Annotated in this window: 22 protein-coding genes; 4 read left to right on the top strand and 18 right to left on the bottom strand. The window is 28.1% G+C overall.

The window, feature by feature from the left end; genetic code table 11:
• Window positions 1-827: 827 nt before the first annotated feature.
• From L3B96_RS06925 to L3B96_RS06905, 5 genes are all read right to left on the bottom strand, one after another.
• Complete coding sequence (locus L3B96_RS06925) at window positions 828-2,108, bottom strand: GAF domain-containing protein (RefSeq protein ID WP_238859614.1); 1,281 nt, start codon at window positions 2,106-2,108, stop codon at window positions 828-830.
• A gap of 110 nt (window positions 2,109-2,218) precedes the next feature.
• Window positions 2,219-2,998 carry an adenylate/guanylate cyclase domain-containing protein gene (locus L3B96_RS06920; protein WP_238859612.1) on the bottom strand — a complete coding sequence of 260 codons (780 nt, stop codon included), beginning with the start codon at window positions 2,996-2,998 and terminating at the stop codon, window positions 2,219-2,221.
• The gene (locus L3B96_RS06915; protein WP_238859610.1) at window positions 2,979-3,548 is read right to left on the bottom strand and encodes a Pycsar system effector family protein; all 570 of its coding nucleotides are present in this window, start codon (window positions 3,546-3,548) and stop codon (window positions 2,979-2,981) included. The genes L3B96_RS06920 and L3B96_RS06915 overlap by 20 nt, the downstream gene beginning before the upstream one ends.
• Window positions 3,549-3,908: 360 nt before the next feature.
• Complete coding sequence (locus tag L3B96_RS06910; RefSeq protein WP_238859609.1) at window positions 3,909-5,417, bottom strand: adenylate/guanylate cyclase domain-containing protein; 1,509 nt, start codon at window positions 5,415-5,417, stop codon at window positions 3,909-3,911.
• A 250-nt stretch (window positions 5,418-5,667) separates the two neighbouring features.
• Window positions 5,668-6,144 (bottom strand): hypothetical protein, encoded by a 477-nt coding sequence (locus L3B96_RS06905; protein ID WP_238859607.1) that lies wholly within the window; start codon window positions 6,142-6,144, stop codon window positions 5,668-5,670.
• Between the two features lie 673 nt (window positions 6,145-6,817).
• On the opposite strand from L3B96_RS06905, the gene L3B96_RS06900 reads away from it, so the two are divergent.
• Complete coding sequence (locus L3B96_RS06900) at window positions 6,818-7,390, top strand: sigma-70 family RNA polymerase sigma factor (RefSeq protein ID WP_238859605.1); 573 nt, start codon at window positions 6,818-6,820, stop codon at window positions 7,388-7,390.
• 108 nt (window positions 7,391-7,498) lie between these two features.
• Here the strand turns inward: L3B96_RS06900 and L3B96_RS06895 are convergent, their stop codons facing one another.
• From L3B96_RS06895 to L3B96_RS06885, 3 genes are all read right to left on the bottom strand, one after another.
• Entirely contained in the window at window positions 7,499-7,699 is a 201-nt protein-coding gene (locus L3B96_RS06895) for a hypothetical protein (protein ID WP_238859603.1), read from the bottom strand.
• Window positions 7,700-7,844: 145 nt separating this feature from the next.
• Complete coding sequence (locus tag L3B96_RS06890) at window positions 7,845-9,236, bottom strand: MATE family efflux transporter (protein ID WP_238859602.1); 1,392 nt, start codon at window positions 9,234-9,236, stop codon at window positions 7,845-7,847.
• 58 nt (window positions 9,237-9,294) lie between these two features.
• Window positions 9,295-10,170 carry an AraC family transcriptional regulator gene (locus tag L3B96_RS06885; RefSeq protein ID WP_238859600.1) on the bottom strand — a complete coding sequence of 292 codons (876 nt, stop codon included), beginning with the start codon at window positions 10,168-10,170 and terminating at the stop codon, window positions 9,295-9,297.
• A gap of 1,357 nt (window positions 10,171-11,527) precedes the next feature.
• Here L3B96_RS06885 and L3B96_RS06880 point away from each other — a divergent pair.
• The gene (locus L3B96_RS06880) at window positions 11,528-11,728 is read left to right on the top strand and encodes a YvrJ family protein (RefSeq protein WP_173713877.1); all 201 of its coding nucleotides are present in this window, start codon (window positions 11,528-11,530) and stop codon (window positions 11,726-11,728) included.
• A gap of 216 nt (window positions 11,729-11,944) precedes the next feature.
• Here L3B96_RS06880 and L3B96_RS06875 read toward each other — a convergent pair whose 3' ends face one another.
• The 7 genes from L3B96_RS06875 to L3B96_RS06845 form a co-directional block, all read right to left on the bottom strand.
• Window positions 11,945-12,451 carry a nitroreductase family protein gene (locus L3B96_RS06875; protein WP_238859598.1) on the bottom strand — a complete coding sequence of 169 codons (507 nt, stop codon included), beginning with the start codon at window positions 12,449-12,451 and terminating at the stop codon, window positions 11,945-11,947.
• A gap of 122 nt (window positions 12,452-12,573) precedes the next feature.
• A complete protein-coding gene (locus tag L3B96_RS06870; protein ID WP_238859592.1) occupies window positions 12,574-13,569 on the bottom strand; it encodes an NADH:flavin oxidoreductase in 996 nt (331 codons plus the stop codon).
• 214 nt (window positions 13,570-13,783) lie between these two features.
• Window positions 13,784-14,212, bottom strand: coding sequence for an Rrf2 family transcriptional regulator (locus tag L3B96_RS06865; RefSeq protein ID WP_039773646.1), 429 nt, complete (start codon window positions 14,210-14,212; stop codon window positions 13,784-13,786).
• A 76-nt stretch (window positions 14,213-14,288) separates the two neighbouring features.
• Window positions 14,289-14,429, bottom strand: a complete 141-nt coding sequence (locus L3B96_RS06860) for a hypothetical protein (protein WP_238859591.1) — start codon at window positions 14,427-14,429, stop codon at window positions 14,289-14,291.
• A gap of 142 nt (window positions 14,430-14,571) precedes the next feature.
• Complete coding sequence (locus L3B96_RS06855; RefSeq protein WP_238859589.1) at window positions 14,572-15,156, bottom strand: hypothetical protein; 585 nt, start codon at window positions 15,154-15,156, stop codon at window positions 14,572-14,574.
• Between the two features lie 105 nt (window positions 15,157-15,261).
• On the bottom strand, window positions 15,262-17,094 hold the full coding sequence (locus L3B96_RS06850) for a PAS domain-containing sensor histidine kinase (protein WP_238859588.1): 1,833 nt from the start codon (window positions 17,092-17,094) through the stop codon (window positions 15,262-15,264).
• A gap of 83 nt (window positions 17,095-17,177) precedes the next feature.
• The gene (locus tag L3B96_RS06845; RefSeq protein ID WP_017212406.1) at window positions 17,178-17,324 is read right to left on the bottom strand and encodes a cyclic lactone autoinducer peptide; all 147 of its coding nucleotides are present in this window, start codon (window positions 17,322-17,324) and stop codon (window positions 17,178-17,180) included.
• A gap of 84 nt (window positions 17,325-17,408) precedes the next feature.
• Here L3B96_RS06845 and L3B96_RS06840 point away from each other — a divergent pair, with 84 nt between their 5' ends.
• Window positions 17,409-17,846, top strand: a complete 438-nt coding sequence (locus tag L3B96_RS06840; protein ID WP_238859586.1) for a hypothetical protein — start codon at window positions 17,409-17,411, stop codon at window positions 17,844-17,846.
• 170 nt (window positions 17,847-18,016) lie between these two features.
• Here the strand turns inward: L3B96_RS06840 and L3B96_RS06835 are convergent, their stop codons facing one another.
• The 3 genes from L3B96_RS06835 to L3B96_RS27195 all read right to left on the bottom strand — a co-directional run bounded on the left by L3B96_RS06835 (window position 18,017) and on the right by L3B96_RS27195 (window position 20,161).
• Complete coding sequence (locus L3B96_RS06835; RefSeq protein WP_238859584.1) at window positions 18,017-18,700, bottom strand: accessory gene regulator B family protein; 684 nt, start codon at window positions 18,698-18,700, stop codon at window positions 18,017-18,019.
• 591 nt (window positions 18,701-19,291) lie between these two features.
• The gene (locus L3B96_RS06830) at window positions 19,292-19,858 is read right to left on the bottom strand and encodes a TetR/AcrR family transcriptional regulator (RefSeq protein WP_236887816.1); all 567 of its coding nucleotides are present in this window, start codon (window positions 19,856-19,858) and stop codon (window positions 19,292-19,294) included.
• Window positions 19,859-20,035: 177 nt separating this feature from the next.
• Window positions 20,036-20,161, bottom strand: coding sequence for a hypothetical protein (locus tag L3B96_RS27195; protein ID WP_275297114.1), 126 nt, complete (start codon window positions 20,159-20,161; stop codon window positions 20,036-20,038).
• Between the two features lie 294 nt (window positions 20,162-20,455).
• On the opposite strand from L3B96_RS27195, the gene L3B96_RS06825 reads away from it, so the two are divergent.
• On the top strand, window positions 20,456-21,424 hold the full coding sequence (locus L3B96_RS06825) for a carotenoid biosynthesis protein (RefSeq protein WP_238859582.1): 969 nt from the start codon (window positions 20,456-20,458) through the stop codon (window positions 21,422-21,424).
• The last annotated feature ends 244 nt before the right edge of the window (window positions 21,425-21,668 follow it).

Genomic DNA, 21,668 nt, shown 5'->3' with positions numbered 1-21,668 from the left:
GCTCATGCATATAGCTCACCGAAATCATAAATATTTTGCTCCGAAAAGCTATGAAAATATATTTATGATTTCTAGTAAAGATATAAACTTAAAGTTTTAGTAACTTTGTAAATCTGTTCATCTAGTAAGTTGAATTCTTAATTTGTTTATCTATATTTTACAACATAGTTAATTGTTTTCTCATATGTCTAAATTCCTTTATAATTATATACCAAAGTTATTAATATTTATATCTTAATGTGCTAGGAGGTAATAATTTAGATAACATCTAATAAAGGTAATAAACATTAAAATTAAATGTTTATTACCTTCATACAAATTAGCTGAATTCATGGTTTTGTTGTCTCAATAAGTTTTTATAAATTAGTGATAAATGATCTACTGAAGGCATTCCCCAATCATCTCCAGAATTATCAATTACCTTTTGAATAGCTGGCGTTTTTAGAGCATCAGTCAACTTCCCAATTTACTTTTTCTAGTCGGGATTCCACAAATACTTTGATTTGATCAATTGGCTGCCGGGCTTAAGTAAGACGTTTAATTCTCCTATTGATCATTCAGTAAGAAAACATCACCGTTTGGATTTATAACACCTTGATGTTTTTATTATTTCACACCATTTCTACATCATAGTTTTTTATTAAAATTTAGTTATTTAAAGCTTATATTTATCTGTTATTATTATATTTTTTGCAAGCAAAAAACCAAAACACCTATATTTCTATAGATGTTTTGGTCTCGGTTATATGAATAATTAGACGTTTTCTTGTTAATGAAAATAATATTTTCTATTCCTAAAACTGCTTACTACTAGTTAAAATTAGCATTTAATTTACAAATACATTAATTATTTCAAATATTTCATTTGTAAGCTTTTCAGTTTTTTTCATATCTTTCAATTCAATTGATTCAACAGATATTACAGAAGATATTTTATTATAACTTGCATGATCAATTGCAATTATACTTTTAGTTCTTAGTAATTCATTACACATATTAAAAGCTAAATTAACATTTTTCCCCATAATCGTCATCTTATTTTGATACCCACTATCTATTGATACTACTTTTACCTCTCCAATTGTAACTCCTAATCTAATAAATACATCTTCGATATCTTTTTCATTAAATGATTTCACCCATGTTTCCTTAAGTTTATCAAATTCAGTTTTTATAGCTATTATAGATTTCATTAACTCTTTTATTTCTTGAATATTATCATTCGAATAATTAAAAGAAATAAGAATTCCATCACCTAAGTAGTTATCTATATATCCACCATGCTCACGAGTTATTCTAGATACAAGATTATAGTATTCCTTAATAATCATAATAGCTGTAATGTCACTTTCAGAACATTTAAATATGTTTTGAGAGCTCGAAATATCCATAGCCACAATTATTCTGTTTGTGTTTAATATATCTCTATGAATATCCAATGTATCAATATAATTTGGTACATTGATAAAGTCTCGTATCATTTGCTTTAATTCATCTTCATAAGTTACTTTTACATAATTTAAATCATCATTTGTAAAATCATTTTCCTTATTTATAAGTTGTAACACTGCTATAACTTCATTATTATGAATTATTGGATACTCAAGCAATCGTTTTGTATGAAATCCAATCTTTTTGTCTGCTGCATTATTAAACTTTCTACTATGACTTGCATCATTTGTGATCTGTGGTGCTTTATTTAAAAAGCATTGTCCTGCTGATGTACTTGATAATCTAAATGGAATCTTACTCAAGTCACTATCCGATTTACCCTTTGTTATTTGTGATAAAAAAATATGCCAACTTTTGTCATATGGATATTTTATATAGATTGAACCTCCCTGTACATTTAGTTCTTCTATTATAGTCTCAACTTTTTTATCAATCTCAGATTTTTTACTAAAAGAACAATAAAATTCTTTACCATAGAAATCAATTTTTTTAATCAGATTACTATATTTATTGTTAATTTTATCGAACTCTTTTTTAATCTTAACATGGTTAAATACAAATTTACATATTGAGCCAATAAGTAAAACTATTGTAATTACAGATCCAATTACTCCTACATATGGGTTTATACCATTAATTAAATTGCTTAAACTCATTATATTTCTCCTTTAGAATATCAATCTTTTTAAATATATATAATCAAACACTTTATTTTGTAATCAACAATCAAATAAAATATATATATAATTTCAATATAGAATATAACTTATTCTTTCATACCATTATTAATCCAGTCATTAAAATCACTCTTAATAATATCTGCATCATAATAAATGCCATATTCTGCATTTGTATGCTTTGTAAACCACCCCTTTGCTTCATCGCCATCCATTTCAAGTAATTTATCAATAAAGTTATTGTAACTAGAACTTGAAAAAACTATTGATTTTAAACCATTTTTGTTACCTAATGATGAAAGATTTGAAGCCTTTGTAACTGCATCTCCAATCCAAACTTTGCTATTAATTCCAACATCTTTTCTCCCAGCTTTCACTACAAGTTCTTGTGCCGTTGCCACACCAATCCCCACTGAAACAGTTGGAAATTTCTTATCTATTAATAACTTATTTAACATTTTCATGTAAGTATTAATATAAAATGACATCTCTGCAATCTCATATTCATCAACTTTATCAGGTGTAGTATATATTGCATATACACAATCACCACGAATACCAATTTCTCTTAGATTATCATTATCACGTAAAATTTCAATGATTTCTGAAGTAAAACTCCTAATTATTTTTGAAACCTTCTCTTTATCTTCATCTGAAAAAAGAGATGAGGAATCTCTAATATCTACAAACAGACCCGTTACCCAGCTATAATACCCATTATTAAATGTAAACTCATCATCTAATGGCACTTTGTTTTTTTCTATAACTTCTAATTTATTATCTAATATATCTTTTATTCGTTTTTTTCCTGCTTTATAATCATAATTTGCCATAAACATCACCGACCCTCTAATACAATAGCTTTCCAATAATAAGTACCACCAAAAAACTTAAAAGGCCTAAAAAAGTAGCAACAACTCCGACCTTGAAATTTTTAAACTTTCTCTCGCAAATAATTGAATTTAAATATATCTGTGAAATAATATCATTTAAATACTCATCCTCATTGTAATTCATTACTTTTTCTTTGTATTGGTTATATGTTGGATTTTTACAAATACCACCAAAAAATATATGTGAATTTAATTCTATTCCTTCTTGATTAAGATCATCACAATTTGTTTTGGGAAATAATACCTCCAATAGCTTAACTATACCAAAAACACATACCATAACAGCACAAACTAGAATTCCTAGGTATAACACTCCATACCATATACCTGAGCCCATTGCTAATTTGATTATACTTTTAATTTCTGTAACCCTTTCATTAGAAGAAAGTATTGTCAATAAAACACCAGAAACTCCAATCACAACCGAAGCCTTACTATCGCAGCTATTAACAAATCTTATTGTTCTGTCCAAAATATCTAAAGCCTCTTCCTTTTTTATTTTATATAAATTATTTTGTTGATCCATTTTAATAATTCCTCCTTTTTTAAAGTCTAAATCTTGTATTAATTCCTATCTAATATTTTGCAACAAGACAGTTTGCAATCTTATTTCTATTATCGTTTTTATTCTTGTCCAAATTTTAGATTTTGTATATTTTTTTATAGTAAAAGCATATCTCCATGGAAAATATTTCGTTTGTATATTAAGAGCCCCATAACATTCCTCCCACATTTAAAGTTTCTCATATATTTTTGCTATCATATAACATTTTTTCATTTTAATTTATATTTCACTATTACTAATTAAATTTTCCTTATTAATAGCATCTTCTAATTCGAATTTCCAAAATTCCTTTCTCGTGCGAACAATAAAATCTTCATTAATCTAAAATCCCCTAATTTTTTTTATCTTATCAATATATCCTTCAAAATCCTTTCTTCTTTCATAAGCAATAGTATAATTTACTAAATGCTTATTTATTTCGTTCTCTACTTCACCCAACCGATATTGTGTTTTTGCCCATTGTAATGTTTCATCCTCCATATTTACCCAGTACATATTTGTCCGTGCCATTATTAGCATAATACTATATGCCTTTTCATACATACCCAATACACTATATATATTAATCAAGCAACAATCTGCTCTTCTAGTTATTTCATCATTTGAATATTCTAATTTTTTTCCAATAGCAAAATACTCATTTATAATCATGCCCCATAGTTCTTTACCTACTCTTGATATATAATCTGGTTTTAGAAAAGTTATTTCAATTATTGAATATAGATAATCATAGAATTTAATTCTTTCTTGCCTTAATAAGTCTATAGCATCTCTTTTATTTGAATCTGCAATACTTTTCTCTTTTTTAGCAATTTCACAATTATTTCTTAAATCTTGATTTTCTCTTTTTAATCTATCTTCTAATACTGCTAATTCTTTTTCTTTTTGAATTAATTTATTTTGTAATTTTTCTATTTCTTTTATCCCATCTGCTAATTGCTCTGAAGTATCTAAATTTACAGTATTATCTTCCTCTATTTTAATCGGACTTCCTAACTCTTCCCAAAAATCCAAATAGTAATCTGTTGTAACATATCCTTGATATAACTTTTTCCCTTTATATTTGGCTGATTCAGTCCATACACTTTTATAATCTTCTGATAATGCTTTATATACATTACTTGAAATAAATATTTCTCCACCAGAAGCAACATCTGAATATTTACTTGCATAATTAGTAGTATTACCTACCCATACGCAATCCACTTCATTTTCTTTGTTCTCGTCACTTTCAACACCATACATGCCCACCTGAGTTACTAGAACTTTGCCATAATCTATGCCTATACCACATTCAATAATTTTTCCATTCACATTATTTTTTAAGTGCTTATTTAAACTAAAATTAGTAACTGTTAATAAACTTCTTGCGGCATTAATAGCTTTATCTACTGCTTTGTCGATTACAACTCCATCATCTCCTAAAGAATCTATAAATACGCCCATAATCCTATCCCCAAGAAATTGTCTAGTTACACCACTATTCTTTCTAACACAATCCACTGCCATCCTCATAAAAGAGCGATAAATTTTGACCATACTCTTAGCTTGGCTATTCTCTGTTAAATACGTAGATTTTCTTATATCTATAAAAAGAATTGCTGCCATAATAGAATATGTTTTATTATTATCTTCTAATTGTTCAAGAGTAGGAGGCAAATCAGAATTCACTTCAATTTGCTCAACTGATTGTGATGTTATATTTTTTAATCTTTCATCTAGTTTATCAAAATCCGACTTACTTAACATTGTGCTTTCACCATAACTTCCCATTATAAACATAATTGTACGTCTTATAATCGTTCCTTCTGCATTTTCTTCATAAACCATAATAAGGATAGAATATCTTTTTCAAGCAGATAATCCATCCTTATTATACTACAATATTTGATTATATTCCCTATATTTGTATCATATATTACCATTAATATCGATTTATTCAAACTTACTCCAGTAAAAAAACGATTTACTAAATAAATACTTATATTTTCTTTCTTATTATTATTCTTGAAATTAGAGTGCAAAAGATGCATTTTTATTTGAAATAAATATTAAGCTTTATAGTAAATTAATTATTATATCAAATCCTATTAGCCGCATTAATCAAACTCTGTTTGTCAACTGGTTGCAAAGGTTGATAGTCTATCTCAGTTATCTTTCCCTTACTTAGATCCCAATAAGCTAATGTTTTAATATTTGCTGGTAAAGTACCTACTATCGTAAATTCTTTAATCAATCCTTTGATTACTCTAACTTCCTCTATCATGTTACTTGGTTGACTAAATGTAATAATAATAAGCTTATTATTTTTATTATCCCATCCGCCTTCTATTGGTATATTTATTCCCTTATGATTAGTAACAATAAAGCTTTTATCTATGGTTACTGTAATCTTAAAATATTGGATTTCATTAAAAGGGTCTTGGTATTGTGACATAGCAAGTGAAACTGCTTTCTGAAGCATATCTTTAGCAAGTTTAAAAGAAAATTGCTTGTGCAAATATATTTGTATTGGATTCAAAGTCTTCTTGGTTAAAGTATCTCTAATAACTGCCATTGCTTCTGAAATTGCTCTTGCATAAGCACGATTTCCAGATGTAACATAATTAAAGTATGCTTAAAAAAAGGTATATAGTGATTTTAAAGTCATTCTAACACCTTGATGAATTATTAACACTATTAGTTATATTAGCTACTAAACCAGATTAGAATAAATATTTTAATCAGAGTGCTTCTTTATATTTAGCCTATGTAAAGATTTTTCTGCTGTACTCTTAACTTCGCAAATATTGCTATCATTACATCTTTACTAAGAATAATAATATTTCTTGTTTTCCCTCCTGTTAGGTAAATTTAAAACCCTTGATAATTCATCACATACTTTATCAACATATTAGTTATCCACTTCTAATTCCCAAAATCCTATCACTTCTAGGTAATCTCTCCCCCTATGTTAATATGGATTTCCACATGAAATTTTATATCTTTCATTTTTGATATTTCATTAGCTTGATCTGCTATTTTATATCACTCATCACAACCATAGCTATTGCCATTATCACTTAATCCAGCTTCCTTTATAATAATTTTTCTTCTCCAAATTGCTTTCATATATACGTTATATAGATTTTAACCATATATACTATATATAGAGATTAATTTAACATCAAACACAATATATGTAAAATAATTCATTAATTTTATAGATCTTATGTATGAAGGAAGTTTATATGGATTTTAATTATATCGAAACTTTAGTTACTAGGTGCAAAGATAATGATGAAGGAGCAAAAGAAAAATTAGCTGAAGAATTTAGACCATTAATTTATAATATCTCAAAGAGAACTTTCATTGATGGGTATAACTCATATGATATTATTCAGGAATGTTATCAATCACTCTTTAAATCTATCTCTATGTATAACTTAGACAAGCATAGATTCGTTGCTTATGCTACCAATGCCATTAAAAATAATATAAATGATTTGATTAAGAGAATTAAAACTAGAAGCTCTACTGAAGGTAATAATGCTCTAAGTTTACATGATAATTTTGAAAAGGACATCCCATCACAAGAAATCTCTCCTGAAACTTCATTATGTGAGATGTGTGATTATGAAGAATTAAGACTAGCTCTAAAAAATCTAACTAAAGATGAGAAAGAACTTATAGATTTTGTATTCTTTAAAAATTATACAGTTCTGGATTATGCCCATATAAAAAATATGTGCTATTCTACTGCTATTGTAAGAAAGAAAAATATTCTAAGGAAAATTCACAATAATATTTCATTTTATTATTAAAGCTAAACGTCTAACAGCTCCAAGGTTAATTTTTTTATCCTTGGAGCTGTTATTATTACAATGTGATTTATATTATATCCCCATAGTTTTAGAGATTAAATATACACTTTATTCAAAACTAAAATTATTTATAACTTCAGTAGTTTCCTCCACATAGCTATCAACCACTTCATCAATTCCATCACAAATATATCTAAGACTACATCCCTGACATTTACCTAATATCCCATTCTCTAACAAAGAACATTTTAAGTCATCCTGAAAAGTAGAATTTCTAATTGCTAAAGCTGTAAATGAATTAAAGAGCATTCATCCAGACATTAGCATATGTGTCAGCACCATAGTTGATATTGCTATAGATTATTACCATAATCACATTGTAAATGAAGGCGGTACTCAATAAAAAATAAATTAATGGATTATGGGCTTCAACAATAAACTTAATACCACAATATCAACAAAGCTTGGAATGTGAATTTTTATTTTCTCCTTCAATTAAGTTTAATTTATTCATCTTTTTTATCTCACGATATATAAAAATTAAAGATATCATTGCAGTAAGAAAATCAGCTAATGGAACAGATACAAAAATACCAGTGATTTTAAGAAATATTGGAATGATTAACATTAACGGTATTAAAAATAAAAATGGTTTCATTATTGATAAAAATAATGCTGGCTTAGGTTTGCCAATATACTGAAAAAAGCTTGAAGCAATTACTTGAACACCTACTAAAGGACTCATAAATATCATTACTCTTAAAATAGGAACCGTCAATGATATTAATTCATTATCAGATGTAAAGACACCCGCTATTTTGTTTGTAAAACCAATAATTATAATTAAAAATGCCAATGAAATTATAACTGATGCTAGAATTGCAAGCTTTAAGCTTTGTTTTACTCTATCGAATTTTTTAGCACCATAATTAAATCCTATAATAGGCTGAAGAGCTTGTCTGATTCCATACATAGTAATGGTAATAAATCCGAATACACGATTATATATACCAATTGCAGAAACATATAAGTCAGATCCTCCATAAATTTTTAATGAATTATTTAATACTATGGCTAGAATTCCATAAGCCAGTTGAGTCATAAACGTAGATAATCCTAAGGAAATAGCTTCCTTTAATAACTTTATATTAATTGTTAAATTTTTAACTTTTACCCCTAAAATTTTGCTATTAAAACAGATGTATACTAGTAAAAATATGAAACATATTATTTGGGAAATGTCTGTAGCAATGGCAGCTCCTTTTATCCCATATTGAAGTCTTGTAACTAATATATAATCTAAAGGAATATTAATTACAGGCCCTATTATCATGCTTATCATAGCAATATTAGCATGTCCTTCTGATTGTATGATGCTATTAGCAACAATACTAAAAACGAAAAAAGCACTGCAATATAAAGTAATTCTAAAGAATGTTACAGCATATGGTAGTATATTTTCCAAGGAACCAAAGATATATAACATAGGTCTTATGAAAACCAGTCCTATAACCATAATTAAAATTCCTAATAAAACAGAGGATGTTAATGCGGTCCCCACAGCCTTTTCTGCTCTTAGTTTATCTCCGGCTCCAAGGCTTCTAGAAGTTATAGAAGCAATTCCAACTCCTATCATTTGAGAAAGCGCCAGTATTATTTGCTGAATAGGAAATACTATAGTTAAAGCTGCAATTCCTAAGCTACCATTAGGCTGATTACCTATAAAAATTGCATCAATAATGTTATATAATACATTAGCTAAAAATACACTTATGGCAGGAATAGAAAACTTAAAGAGTAATTTTTTGATACTACCTTCCAAAATAAAATTTTCAAGTTCAGTCATATTATTACCTCCTCTTACTTTTCTTTATTATAACAATCCGAGTAAAAGATTTTTTGACCTATCTTGCTGTTATCGGAATAAAAAGATATGCCTCAATATTTTTTTGATTAGGTACAAAACCATTGGGATAAAACTCATATGCGTAATTATCGCACGGGACATACAATTCATCATTAAGTAAGCTAAACCAGTTTCTCTGTATCTGAATCTGTATCTTTTCGATTATATTTGTTAAGGAATATACTGCATAATCATTCTCCGGTATATATTTATGTACTAATTGAGCATCTTTCCTGTCAATCTGACTAAAATATCGACTATCAATTCCAGCGATAAAATCGAACTCATAACTCCTCACTTCTTCATTTTTACAAAAATCCAATCCGTAAACCCCATCAATTTGATTATATATTTTATCCAATTGCACTTTTTGAGCAGTTTGATTAAAAATACGTGCAACATCATGTTTTTTATTATCCCCATGATACAATAATCCTGTTATCTCAAAAGAATTTTTATGTATTATTTGATATTCTGTTGCTGCTCCATATGACATCACCCTCTCGATGTCTTCCTGTGTAATTGAATATTTATATAAATTTAAATATTCAATCTTATTGTCACGATAATCCTTTGGTGTAATACCAAAATATGCCTTAAACATACGGGTAAAACTTTCCTGAGAACTATATCCACACATTATAGCTATATTCAATATACTATCTCTTGTCTCTAATAAGCTCATCGCTGCAATTGTAAGCCTACGCTTCATTTGATAATCCCCAATATTCTCTCCCAACACTGCTTTGAATAATCTCGCATAGTGAAATTTAGAAAAATTAAACTGCTTCGCAAGTTGTTCTAATGAAACTCCCTCAAGCAAGTGTTTTTCTAAATATTCAATTGCATCAAAAACATAATTCTTTGTATTCATAACATCACCTCATAGATTTTTCTTAATTACTTGCTCTAAGCTTATATGACATAAAACTTAAAGCTACCAATGTTGCCTTTTCTAGATTTGATGGATATAATTACCCTATCTTAGAGAAAAAAAAGTACCTATGTTTTTCGCAGAATAGTACTAGAGACGCTACCAAAAGATATAATTGCTACAGTAACATCATATCCTCCGACAAATTATAATTTATCTTTTAATTAATCCTCACAATATGTTTTCAAATCAATGCTCAAAGAACATTTTTATTTACTATACCGAATCTCAGCTTCGTAGTATTAGCCTAATTATAATCTTACAACATATCTCATTATATGAATTAATGGGAAGCTTACTTATAATAATCAATTTTTAATCTCATTTATAAATTTAAGTTGTTGCTTTTGTGAATCTGTACGATTAATGAATCTAAACAATACTTAAACACTCTAAGTTTATTTTCAGTTGCAATATTTCCTTCTTTAAGTTGATCTACTTCAAAACCTATTATTTGCAAAGTTAATTCTCTATAATAGTTAAGTTTATGATTTAATCGTGCTATGTACTATTATTATACTACAATTTTTTATTATTTTGACTATATTTTCCTCAATTACAATTTACTGTTTTAATAATATACATGTTAATCAAATTTCAAAACTGTTTTCATTATCCCAAGCCCTCCCCCATCAAATGTAATGTAATCACAATACGTAACCTACGTTTATTGAAAATAGAATATAAGAATATTGACTAAATGTTTTGAGCTTGTTTTAAATATCTCTCTAAATTTTACAAAGCCTTATGAAAATTCTTGCGCCCTATTGCTTAGTAGCTTAGTACATTCATAAAAATAAAAAAAGAATACCAAAAGCTCTTATTGCTCTAAGTATTCCTTTTAATAATATTTACCTATTATATAATATGCATTTACAAATTTGTTAAAACTTGAGTTCATATCTTTACTAGAAATTATAAATATATTTGTGTAGAAAACATTTGAAAATGAGCTGTTAAAGGTTCATAGCTTTTCGGAACAAAATATTTATGATTTCGGTGATGCATACGCATAAGTATAGATTATAGTTGAGTTATCTATAATGCTCATTTCTTCTCACTATTTGTTGTATCCATCAGCTGCGTGAAACTCAATAATTTATTTTATATCTAATTATTTATATATATTGCAATTCACAATGCACATTTCACAATTCACAATTGCGGCTAAAATTCTTGTAATATTTTTAGAATTATGATGAAGAATTATTTTTGCAACGTATATATAATAATTTCATTAACTATTTTAAAATTGTTTATGTACATTCATATATCCATTAAAAGGAGGTGGATATATATGCAGGTAACTGATTTAATTAATCTTATGGTTAACAATGGCTTTGCTATAGCTGTAGCAGCATATTTGCTAATACGCTTAGAAAGACAAATTGATAACTTATCCTCATCAATTAATAGGTTAAATACTATAATATCAGCTAAACTTGGAGTAGCTATTGATACTGATAGTTCTAATGATGATTCTCATAACGTAGCTTAAGAAAAAAGCAATAAACATTATGAAGTGCCCTCCAAATATTAAATATGAGTGTATCATATGTCTAACATTTAGGGGGCACTTCATATCCTACTCCTACAAATGCAGATCATCTAGAAGCTTGTCTGAAAGTTCATCTAAGTCTAGAATTCCTTGGATAATGTATTTTCAATTGGAACCTTCTCAATATTATCGAAGTTTTTGTTATAGTTATTTAAATTATAATATAAGATCAGCTAAAGATTTGCGGGTTTTATCATGACGATTTGCAGAAGCTGGCTCTCCAACTGCATAACCTATTGCCAGAACATTAATTGGTTCAATATGATCAGGCAAATTAAATTCACGTCTGATAACTTCTGGGTCGAAACTACAAATCCAAACACTGTCTAATCCAAGAGAGGTTGCTTCCATCATCATATGATCAGTTGCAATGCTTGTGTCAATATCAACTACACTTTTGTTGTTAAAAGATATAACTCCTGCAATATTGTGGTCACCGCATGCGACTATAATAAGTGGTGCCCCGTAGATTCGTGCCGCCTTTGAAACTTTTTCTAATTCCTCTTCATCTTTTAATACAAGTAATTTAACAGGTTGTTTGTTACTTCCAGAAGGTGCAACTCTTGCAGCTTCCAATATTTTTTCCAACTTATCATCTTCAACTTTTTTCCCGTCATACTTACGAGCTGAGTATCTTTTTTTTGCTAATTCTAAAAAATCCATTTTTCATCGCTCCTTAAATTTTAGTTTTACTTAATTATTTACTCTAATGTATTTACAAATACAGATATTGTAACAATTGAATCATAAACATTTATTTATCTTTAACAAATGTTTATGATAAATCAATCTTTGTTAAAAATGCATGATGTTCCATTTGGTTGCATACATTTTGAACATGATATACATTTTGGTACTTCATTTAAATCCTTCATCCAAAGATTTACTAAATCCGGTTGGCAAATTAATGGTCTTGATAAAGCAAAATATTCTACCCCTGTTGTATTTAGTATCTGGACTATAGTGTCAGGTGTTCTGTTTTTGCACACCAAAATTATCGGGATATTATTATTTAATGCAGAAATTTTAGCTGCATAATCCCTGTATATAGATTCTTTATAATCTGAAGCTTCACCCTCACCACTTATTTCTATCCCATCGATTCCAGAATCAGAAAGTTGACTACAGATATATTGGCAACTCTCAAAAGCTTTTTCGCTATCAATTTCATCGAAACTATTAACTTTTAAAAACACAACGAAATCTTTACTTGTTCTACTTCTTATGGCATTATATATTTCAATAATTATCCTTGCATTATTTTCAAGAGTTCCTCCATATTGATCAGTTCTCATATTTGTTCTACTACTCAAAAATTGGCTCAGAAAGAATCCATGTGCAGCGTGAATCTCTACTCCGTCGAAACCAGCTTTCTCAGCTCTAGCTGCTGTATCTCCAAATGCAGAAATGATTGCTTCTATATCTTCCAAAGAAACATCATCTGGTTTTAGATTTTGACCATTTTTAGTACCATAGCTGACCTGAAGCAATACTTTACTTTCATGGCCATGAATTGTATCTGTAAGTTTTTGGTATTCCTCTATAAAATTATCGTTGTAGAAACCAATTTGTCCAGGCATGGATTTAGAATCTGCTGTAATATAAGCACCACTTGTAATAATTAAACCAACACCTCCCTTAGCAAGATTTTCATACAGTTCATACAGCCTATCATTTAAGTGACCATCCTCATGAGCCATAAGTTCCTGTGTCGCTGAACGAATAAAGCGATTTTTAATTTCCATACTATTAATAACTGTTTTATCAAATAATGTTTTCATGTTAGTTTTCCTTCCTCTTACATTTATTTTTTCTTTTATTGCACTATGCTGATTTACTATCTAGATAATTTTAGATATAGCAATCCGATAAATTTCTACTTGCTTGCATACACATGAATTTCATTTATTTATGCTTGAATATCTTGCATTAACACAACCGCCATTGTAACTGTAACAATTCCAGTTACAATGGTTCTAAAAAAAATTGAATCTTTCAATTCAACTTTTTTTCTAATATACCTGCAACAATATCTGCCATTGTATAACTTTTTAATACCTCTTCCATCGCCGATTGAGCTTTGGGTAACATTAACATTAATACATCTTGAATATTTGCACCTATAATACATTCCTGATTAGTATTTTCATGTATCTGAAAGAGCTTTTCGTCTTCAACTACATCAACTGCTTTATATACATCAAAAAGAGTAATATCTTCAACTGGCTTTAGAAGATAGGCACCGCCACCTCCACTATTGACATCAACCAGTTCAGCCTTTTTTAGCATACCAATAATCCGCCTTACAACAACTGGGTTATTCTGTATGCTACCTGCAATCACTTCAGATGTACAAACATCATTGCTAATTTCTAAGGCAGCAAGAATATGAATTGCTACAGTAAATCTACTGCTAATCTGCATCATAAATATTCCCTCCTTGTAACCATTATAGTTACAGCGTATTTATTTGTCAATTATTTTTAACAATTAACATTCCCTATTCTAAATTATATTTTGATATAGTATTTCTTACATTAGTTATAACCCCATTTGAAGCGTTATATCCATTACCAGTTTTAAAACATAAACTTCTAACTTCCTGACCTTCATCCTCATCTATATAATAATGCTCGCACATTTCTAATTCATATTTATACTCATCCGTTCTTCATTCATTCGATACTATTCTTAATTTATAAAATACGTAAACTTTCTTCCTGAAAACTCTTTATATGCATCTCTATAAATTTGAATTTATCTAACTAATTACTATCTATATCTCACTTGAAATAGAAAAGAGTTTTGCAACTAGGACATTCATACACAATATTTCTCATATATTTAAAATGCCCGGTTACTTCCCCGCAATTTGAGCAACATTTATTTTTACTAATAATATCTATCTCATCAATCTGAAACTCATCTTTTATCGCTTTTACAAGCCATTCTCCTGCAAAAGTTACAGTTGCTTCATGTGATGTATAGATAAGCCAATCATGACTACCATCCCATGTATATTGTTCAGAATAATAAGGGAAATTATAACTCAACATATCTTCATCTTGCTCAAGTAAACCGACCTCACTTAAATAATCATCATAAACATAAACATTAGAATTTTCTTGAAGTGTATAAACCTTTTTTATATTATGACATTTCATTAAATTTAATAATGACTGCATTTTATAATCATCATCCCAATAATCAGAATTAAATGCAATCACAGGAATATTATCTTTAATATCTTTTAATGGAAACCAATAAGTAGACCATCCAGACTTAAAAGTTTTGTATAGCTCTTCTTCTATTTTCTTTCTAATAATTGCAGTTTTATTATCTGATAAAATAACATAACTTTTATTCATAAATTTATATTCCTTCTCATGCGCACTTACATTTATCTCCCATACAAATTACAATTTACCTTTATCCCCACAGCTCATATCCAGTTTAAAGTACTATCTATATTTTTAACTTTGTAGCGAGTATATATCTGAAAATTCTATTTGTATTTTTTCTATATTAGTTTTAAATAGAATTTTATCTTCCTCTTCTTCATTTTTAATCAATTCCACTGGTAATTCTATTATAAATTCACTACCTTGTCCTTCAACACTTGAAACACTTATTTTTCCACCATGCATTTCAACAAAAGATTTAACAAGATATAATCCTATTCCAGTTCCCTCACATTTTCTTGAAAGAGTGTTATCTACTTTACCAAAACGTTCAAATATAAAATTAAGTTTGTCCTTTGGAATGCCATCCCCTTCATCCCTTACTTTAACGATAACACTTGTTTGTTTATCTATAAAATCAACATATATATTTCCTTTAGAATGGCTATATTTAAGAGCATTCGATATTAAATTAAGCATTATACGTTCCATCATATCATGATCAAATCCCATGATCTTTTCCTCAACGTTTGTATCAAATATAAGTGTTATATCTTTATCATTGACATAAGATGCCACAGATTGAGTGATCTCTTCAATAATATTTACAATATTACCATTTCTCTTTTTTATTCTAATAAATCCAGAATCAGAATTTAACTTAGTTACATCTAAAAAATTATTTATTATTCTAATCAGTCTTAAACAATTTTGTTTCATTGTTCTAAAGTATAATTTACATTTTTCTATGTTTTCCAAATTATAATTGCCAAAATAAATATTTACAGTTTGAACTGCTGAATAAATTACATTAACAGGCGTCTTAAGCTCGTGAGACATATTAGTAAAAAAGTTCATTATAAGATTGTTAAATTCCCTTGATTCATTAAGTAACTTTAAATTTTTTTCTATATCTTCTTGTAGCGATTCAACTTTCTTTTCAGATGTTATATCTCTTAAAAATGTCAAAACTGATGGTTTTCCTTTATAAGTAAAAAAAGATGATGTATTAATCACCGGAATGAATTCACCATCACAATTTAATATGCTCTCCTCACTTGTAATCTTTACAAGCTTATTATGGCTAATTCTTGAGTATTTTTTTTTAATATCTTTGTTAACTTCCGATAAATAATGATTATAAAAGTTCTCTCCATTTAAACCTAATAATTTAGTTGCACTTGCATTAGCATATATAACTTCTCCATTTGTATGTACAATAATTGAGTTTAATGAATTTTCAAATAACATATCATAACAAATTTTATTATTTAATAATAGAGATTCCATCTCTTTTTTTTCATTGCTTAATGTATTAAGAGTTTCATCTTTCTTTTTATTATTTTCAGCTTCAATATTAACATAATATCCCAAGATCCACGCAACAAGAATAAATACACCGCACATTATGAAATCTTTTTGAAAATATATATTAACTCCATTCTCTAAAGAAGCATATAATAAATCTGCTCCAAGAATAATACCACAAGAAAAAAGTGCTGTTACTATCCCACATTTAGAACCATATTGAATAATTGAATATATTATTAATAACAGAAATAAATATTTGCATTCACTTTGATATGCTTTGGATAAATATATAGGTATAGATATAATAAATATAAAAATAATATTATCTATTAACCATGAGTTTTTTAATAAAATTCCTTTTTGTAAGACTACACCAGTAATTATTAAACACAAAATGAAATTTATTCCAATAAAGAGCGAAGAAAAAACTGTTGTATAAATGTTACATTGAATATTTTCATGTATATATAAACTTGACCAATACTCTGGCAAATTCATATGTATTATTATGCTAACAAATACTATAATTGCGACTTTAATAAAACACATCATTTCTTCTAATTTATTATTGTGTTTATTTGTATAATTATCCATATGCATATTCCTTTCAATAAATAATTATTAAAAGTAAAAATTGTCACTTGAATTTATGACAATTTTTACTTTTAGCATTGATATTAATGATTCTTAATATCTCTTAAACATTTTGGTTCTTCAGGTTGATAGGCTCCCCAGCTGCATGCTGATGCTGAAACTCTTAGTGCCATTCTTTCACAAATATTTGATGTAAATTTAATTAACAAAGTTCTAAAAATATTATTCATTAATTTCATCTCCTCTTCATTCTATATTTATATTAAAGATAATTTGGAATGACTTTCTTATTTTTTAGTACAAATTTCAGAGTTATGATTGATATTATAAATATAATTAAGCTTGGAATCCCATATATGAATCTTGTTATTGGCTGTAAAACAGAAATATCTGTGTCTATATTTAGGCCACTTAGTAATAACATGTTCATAGTCTCACTTAAAGAAAGCATAAAATATAATAACAAAGTTCCTATCACATTTTTTATTAATGGTATATCAATAATAAACATGACAATAATTATAGTTAGCATTATACAAATGTCTGTATGCACTCCAAAATATATAGGCAAACATCTAATAATAAAATACGATACAGCTAACATTAAACTTGAAAGTATGTATTTAAACATATCAATAGTTTTTTTAGAAAATATGTGTATCCCCCATATTAAAATAAATGATTCTGGAATAAGTCTAAGAAAGAAATCTACGCAAGTAAATCTAAACATTACATTCCTCACTTTCATTTAATATTTTCTATATTTAAACGTTAAAGTATTTTCTATATTAATCACTATTTCAAATTGTTTTTACATTTTCTCCTTTTTGCATTGTCATCTTCCACATGCTTATTTTCATGTATATTTTAACAATCATATTTCTGCTATAAAATGATTGTTTTATTTATCCTATCTTTAAAGTTACTTTGCCTTTGGTGTCAAGGTTGTTCCCATTCCCTCAATTATGTATTTTAAGCAAAAGTCAACTTTGTTTAAAAAGTTTATTCCATTTTTAGTAAGAGTAATAGTCTGCCATAAGACTCCAACACTAATACTTTCTATTAATTTTATGTAATACAATTCTGAAAATTTTTCGTTGAGCATGAATAAAATTATTATTATAAATGAAAAAATAAATATAACAAAAATAGATTTCCTCTTAAATTGTCTTCTAGTTTCAATATCTTTAATAGGCTTCTTAATACTATCTACAGGTGCATTTCTAAAAACTGTTATAAATGCAAATATTATAATAGCACCGCTTATTACTGCTACATTAATACTATTTATGCTGTAAAATATATTATTGATTAAAATTCCAGCTAATGCTGCTGAAAATGTTCCTATTATGACACAGCGACTTGGTGAGGATGCATGTACACCGCCTGAATATTTTCTAAGAATGCTGGCAGTAATAGAAAATATTAAAGCTTCATAAAACACTCCAAAAAGTAACCCAGCAATTATAACCCATAAGATAGCAAATAGCATTTGAAACAAATTTATTGCTCCATATACGATTATCTGTTCTTGTTCTTCATTAACATTCAAAAATAATTTTGCATTATTACCGATTTTAGTTGCTATCTTTTCAGTTAGAGACATTTTCGCTCATCCCTTTATTTTTAATAATGATTTCATGATTATTATGCATAATAAAACAAACATAATAACAATGATTAAAATTCTATAAATTTCTTTATGAACCCCATAGTATATAGGCATATTACTTAGAAAATTAATATAGATAATAATAGATTAGAAAAATCAAATTGACTTTCTATATTAATTACTATTCTGCCTTTTTACATCTTTCAGCCTTATCAAATTAATTTACATATTTTGTTTCTATAACCTATAATATGCACATTCTTATAGCAATGTAAATAGAAATGGAATAAAACGTCAAAATATTGGAATAAACGGAAATTTATTGGATAAATATGTATAAAGCTTATAGCTCCAAGCAAACGCCCTTTTGTCCTTTCGTTACTGTACAATTTATCGGTTATCATAATTAATTAACAAGTTAAATAATATAATATATATATTGCAAAAATAATCCTTCATCATAATTCTAGAAATATTACAAGAATTTTAGCTGTAATTGTGAATTGTAAAATGTGCATTGTGAATTGCAACATATATATCATCTAAACTTGGGGTAGCTATTGATACAGATAGTTCTAGAGAGTATCAATAAAAATCTTTCGATACTGCTTCTGTCGCTTTATTAATAAAAGCAGCAATTTTACTTGGACTTTCCTTCATCCCACTATTGACCCACTTTTCTATTACGGCTATAGTGCCATATGCGGTAAATGTGTACCAATTATCAAATAGTTTTTGATCAATATATTTTTCTTCCTTCTTCCATTTCTCAATATTTAATTCGTGGCTGATATAAATAATACGTTTCAATAATTCTTTATCCCCGTTCTCTGAAAATAATACTCCACATATATTGCTATTTGCTTTTATATACTTGCAAATTTCATATGATAGTTTTTCATAAGTTTCAAGGTTCAAAGTACGTTCCGCAACCTGTCTGATTTCTTCATATAACTCACCTTCAATATTTGAAAGAAGTTCAAACTGATTAGCATAATGTGAATAAAAAGTATTGCGATTGATATCTGCTTTTTTGCATATATCTGTCACTGTAACTTTGCTGATAGGACGCTCTTTCATAAGTTCCAGTAAACTGTTTTTTATAATCATTTTTGTATATTTCACCCGGCGATCTGCTTTTTCGTATGCCATAATACCGTTGCCAAAACCTTATAAAACTTTATAAAACTTGTTTAATTCCCTGTTTAATGTGTTTTATTTTGTAATTCTAAAAGAATATACTACTTTCATTGAAGTAATCTAATCTGCTTTTCAAGTTTTATACTGTTGCTAGTTTTGACAAACTTCCTCCCTTCTTTGGTCTATCTGTTAGTCCTTTAAAAAATCTTTTGAAATCTTCACAACCATCCATAGGGTTTCTACTTCAACTATTAACTTATTCATGTATAAGTTAAGTTTTCGTATATAATCCATATAATTCTTAATCTTCTTCATTTTAAGTATTAGCCATAATCTCAGTAATAATTCCACATTTACTACATAGATTTTCTATAATTTTAAATCCCAAAAATATTTTTTTGCCTTAACCTTAAAAAATGATTGAGTTGTTCTTATTTACCCTTCCTAAATAATTCAGTGAACGAACAACACTTATCTGATTTGTAAGATATCGAACGTAATGTTATTGAACTGCCTGTTGATTAAGTATCGCTGTGTACTTATAATATATTTAACATACAACATATTTGAACGTTCAAATAAATTATAATTTTAAATGGAGGTAACACAATGGGAAATATAACTATAGTACCTGTATGGATTATTCAAGATATTTTAGTTCTAATCATCGCCGCATTAATGGTTTTCTATATAATTGAAAACGAAGAACGTCCAAAGATTGTATTAATGCAATTCATATGTTTTGTCTTTTTCTACGCCTCAGCCTTTGAAAATGTTGCGGCAACTATGGGAGTTATGGGGAAAGAAGGTTTTTACGCATATGGGCACAGTATCCTAATGATATTCAATATACCAATAACTGTTCCAATTATCGAGTTCCTTATAGTTTACTCAACGTTGCGCGTTTTAAAGATGGTCAATATACCGTCGTGGAGTAAACCATTTATTGTTGGACTAATGGCTATGATTTTTGACTTTTCCATGGATCCGGTGGCCATTAAACAGATTTTTCATACAGCGGAAGGAATTATTGGAAGGTGGAGCTTTATTCCTCTTCCTGGTGAACCTTTAATATATGGTGAACCTGTCATGAATTTTACAGGATGGATTTACATAGGTGGGTACTGGACTGTATTCATATTACTAGGTGAATGGTGGCATAAAAAGAAAAACTATAGTAATCTAATTGGATACATATATCCGTTTTTGGCTGCAATTCTTTCTCTAGCCTGTTTAGTTTCACCTATATCCAACTTTTTTAATTATATGGGACCATTTTTCTCCAGAGCTTCTAATATGCAATGGGTAATGTTGATCTCTCTTTCTGTAATTTCAGTGGGAGTTTTAGTGTTAGCCTTCGTCAAGTTCTGGGATCGTAAGGTCATTAGTTCTATGGATTACAAAAAAGATTTTCCTATTATGTTTACATTCCTAGGTTTTCCTCTGGTTAATACCATATTTTGCATTATAGGTGGATACATGCAGATACTATGGCTTGTTGTTCTGGCACAGGTATTATTATTGCTATGCTGGATTGGAATTCATATTTTGAGTAAAAAAGTTATTCTCAAGAAATGAAGTGCCCCAACAAGTTAGATAAATATTCGCACAATAGAGTTTTATATTGTCTTATTCCATTGAGTCATTAATTAGCAACCAGTGAAAATCTCGGATGTCATATATAAACAGGGCAAAAAAAGTCGGGAATGAAAAACGCATTTTTCATTCCCGATTTTTTCTCATTTTTCACTTTAAAACCACTACATATTGTGGCTTACCTGTCTCACTTGCCATTAGAGCCACTATTCGTCATCAAAATTAC

This window comes from Clostridium sp. YIM B02569, from assembly GCF_022320765.1.
Lineage (GTDB): Bacteria > Bacillota > Clostridia > Clostridiales > Clostridiaceae > Clostridium > Clostridium beijerinckii.
The sequence above is the reverse complement of the archived record's forward strand: the minus strand, read 5'-3'. Positions and strand labels throughout refer to the sequence as shown.

Excerpts from the sequence above, each read along its gene's own strand:
- L3B96_RS06925 (WP_238859614.1), bottom strand. The coding sequence starts at position 2,108 with ATGAGTTTAAGCAATTTAATTAATGGTATAAACCCATATGTAGGAGTA.
- L3B96_RS06915 (WP_238859610.1), bottom strand. The coding sequence starts at position 3,548 with ATGGATCAACAAAATAATTTATATAAAATAAAAAAGGAAGAGGCTTTA.
- L3B96_RS06910 (WP_238859609.1), bottom strand. The coding sequence starts at position 5,417 with ATGGTTTATGAAGAAAATGCAGAAGGAACGATTATAAGACGTACAATT.
- L3B96_RS06905 (WP_238859607.1), bottom strand. The coding sequence starts at position 6,144 with ATGGCAGTTATTAGAGATACTTTAACCAAGAAGACTTTGAATCCAATA.
- L3B96_RS06900 (WP_238859605.1), top strand. The coding sequence starts at position 6,818 with ATGGATTTTAATTATATCGAAACTTTAGTTACTAGGTGCAAAGATAAT.
- L3B96_RS06895 (WP_238859603.1), bottom strand. The coding sequence starts at position 7,699 with ATGCTCTTTAATTCATTTACAGCTTTAGCAATTAGAAATTCTACTTTT.
- L3B96_RS06890 (WP_238859602.1), bottom strand. The coding sequence starts at position 9,236 with ATGACTGAACTTGAAAATTTTATTTTGGAAGGTAGTATCAAAAAATTA.
- L3B96_RS06885 (WP_238859600.1), bottom strand. The coding sequence starts at position 10,170 with ATGAATACAAAGAATTATGTTTTTGATGCAATTGAATATTTAGAAAAA.
- L3B96_RS06880 (WP_173713877.1), top strand. The coding sequence starts at position 11,528 with ATGCAGGTAACTGATTTAATTAATCTTATGGTTAACAATGGCTTTGCT.
- L3B96_RS06875 (WP_238859598.1), bottom strand. The coding sequence starts at position 12,451 with ATGGATTTTTTAGAATTAGCAAAAAAAAGATACTCAGCTCGTAAGTAT.
- L3B96_RS06870 (WP_238859592.1), bottom strand. The coding sequence starts at position 13,569 with ATGAAAACATTATTTGATAAAACAGTTATTAATAGTATGGAAATTAAA.
- L3B96_RS06865 (WP_039773646.1), bottom strand. The coding sequence starts at position 14,212 with ATGCAGATTAGCAGTAGATTTACTGTAGCAATTCATATTCTTGCTGCC.
- L3B96_RS06860 (WP_238859591.1), bottom strand. The coding sequence starts at position 14,429 with ATGTGCGAGCATTATTATATAGATGAGGATGAAGGTCAGGAAGTTAGA.
- L3B96_RS06855 (WP_238859589.1), bottom strand. The coding sequence starts at position 15,156 with ATGAATAAAAGTTATGTTATTTTATCAGATAATAAAACTGCAATTATT.
- L3B96_RS06850 (WP_238859588.1), bottom strand. The coding sequence starts at position 17,094 with ATGGATAATTATACAAATAAACACAATAATAAATTAGAAGAAATGATG.
- L3B96_RS06845 (WP_017212406.1), bottom strand. The coding sequence starts at position 17,324 with ATGAATAATATTTTTAGAACTTTGTTAATTAAATTTACATCAAATATT.
- L3B96_RS06840 (WP_238859586.1), top strand. The coding sequence starts at position 17,409 with ATGATTGATATTATAAATATAATTAAGCTTGGAATCCCATATATGAAT.
- L3B96_RS06835 (WP_238859584.1), bottom strand. The coding sequence starts at position 18,700 with ATGTCTCTAACTGAAAAGATAGCAACTAAAATCGGTAATAATGCAAAA.
- L3B96_RS06830 (WP_236887816.1), bottom strand. The coding sequence starts at position 19,858 with ATGGCATACGAAAAAGCAGATCGCCGGGTGAAATATACAAAAATGATT.
- L3B96_RS27195 (WP_275297114.1), bottom strand. The coding sequence starts at position 20,161 with ATGAAGAAGATTAAGAATTATATGGATTATATACGAAAACTTAACTTA.
- L3B96_RS06825 (WP_238859582.1), top strand. The coding sequence starts at position 20,456 with ATGGGAAATATAACTATAGTACCTGTATGGATTATTCAAGATATTTTA.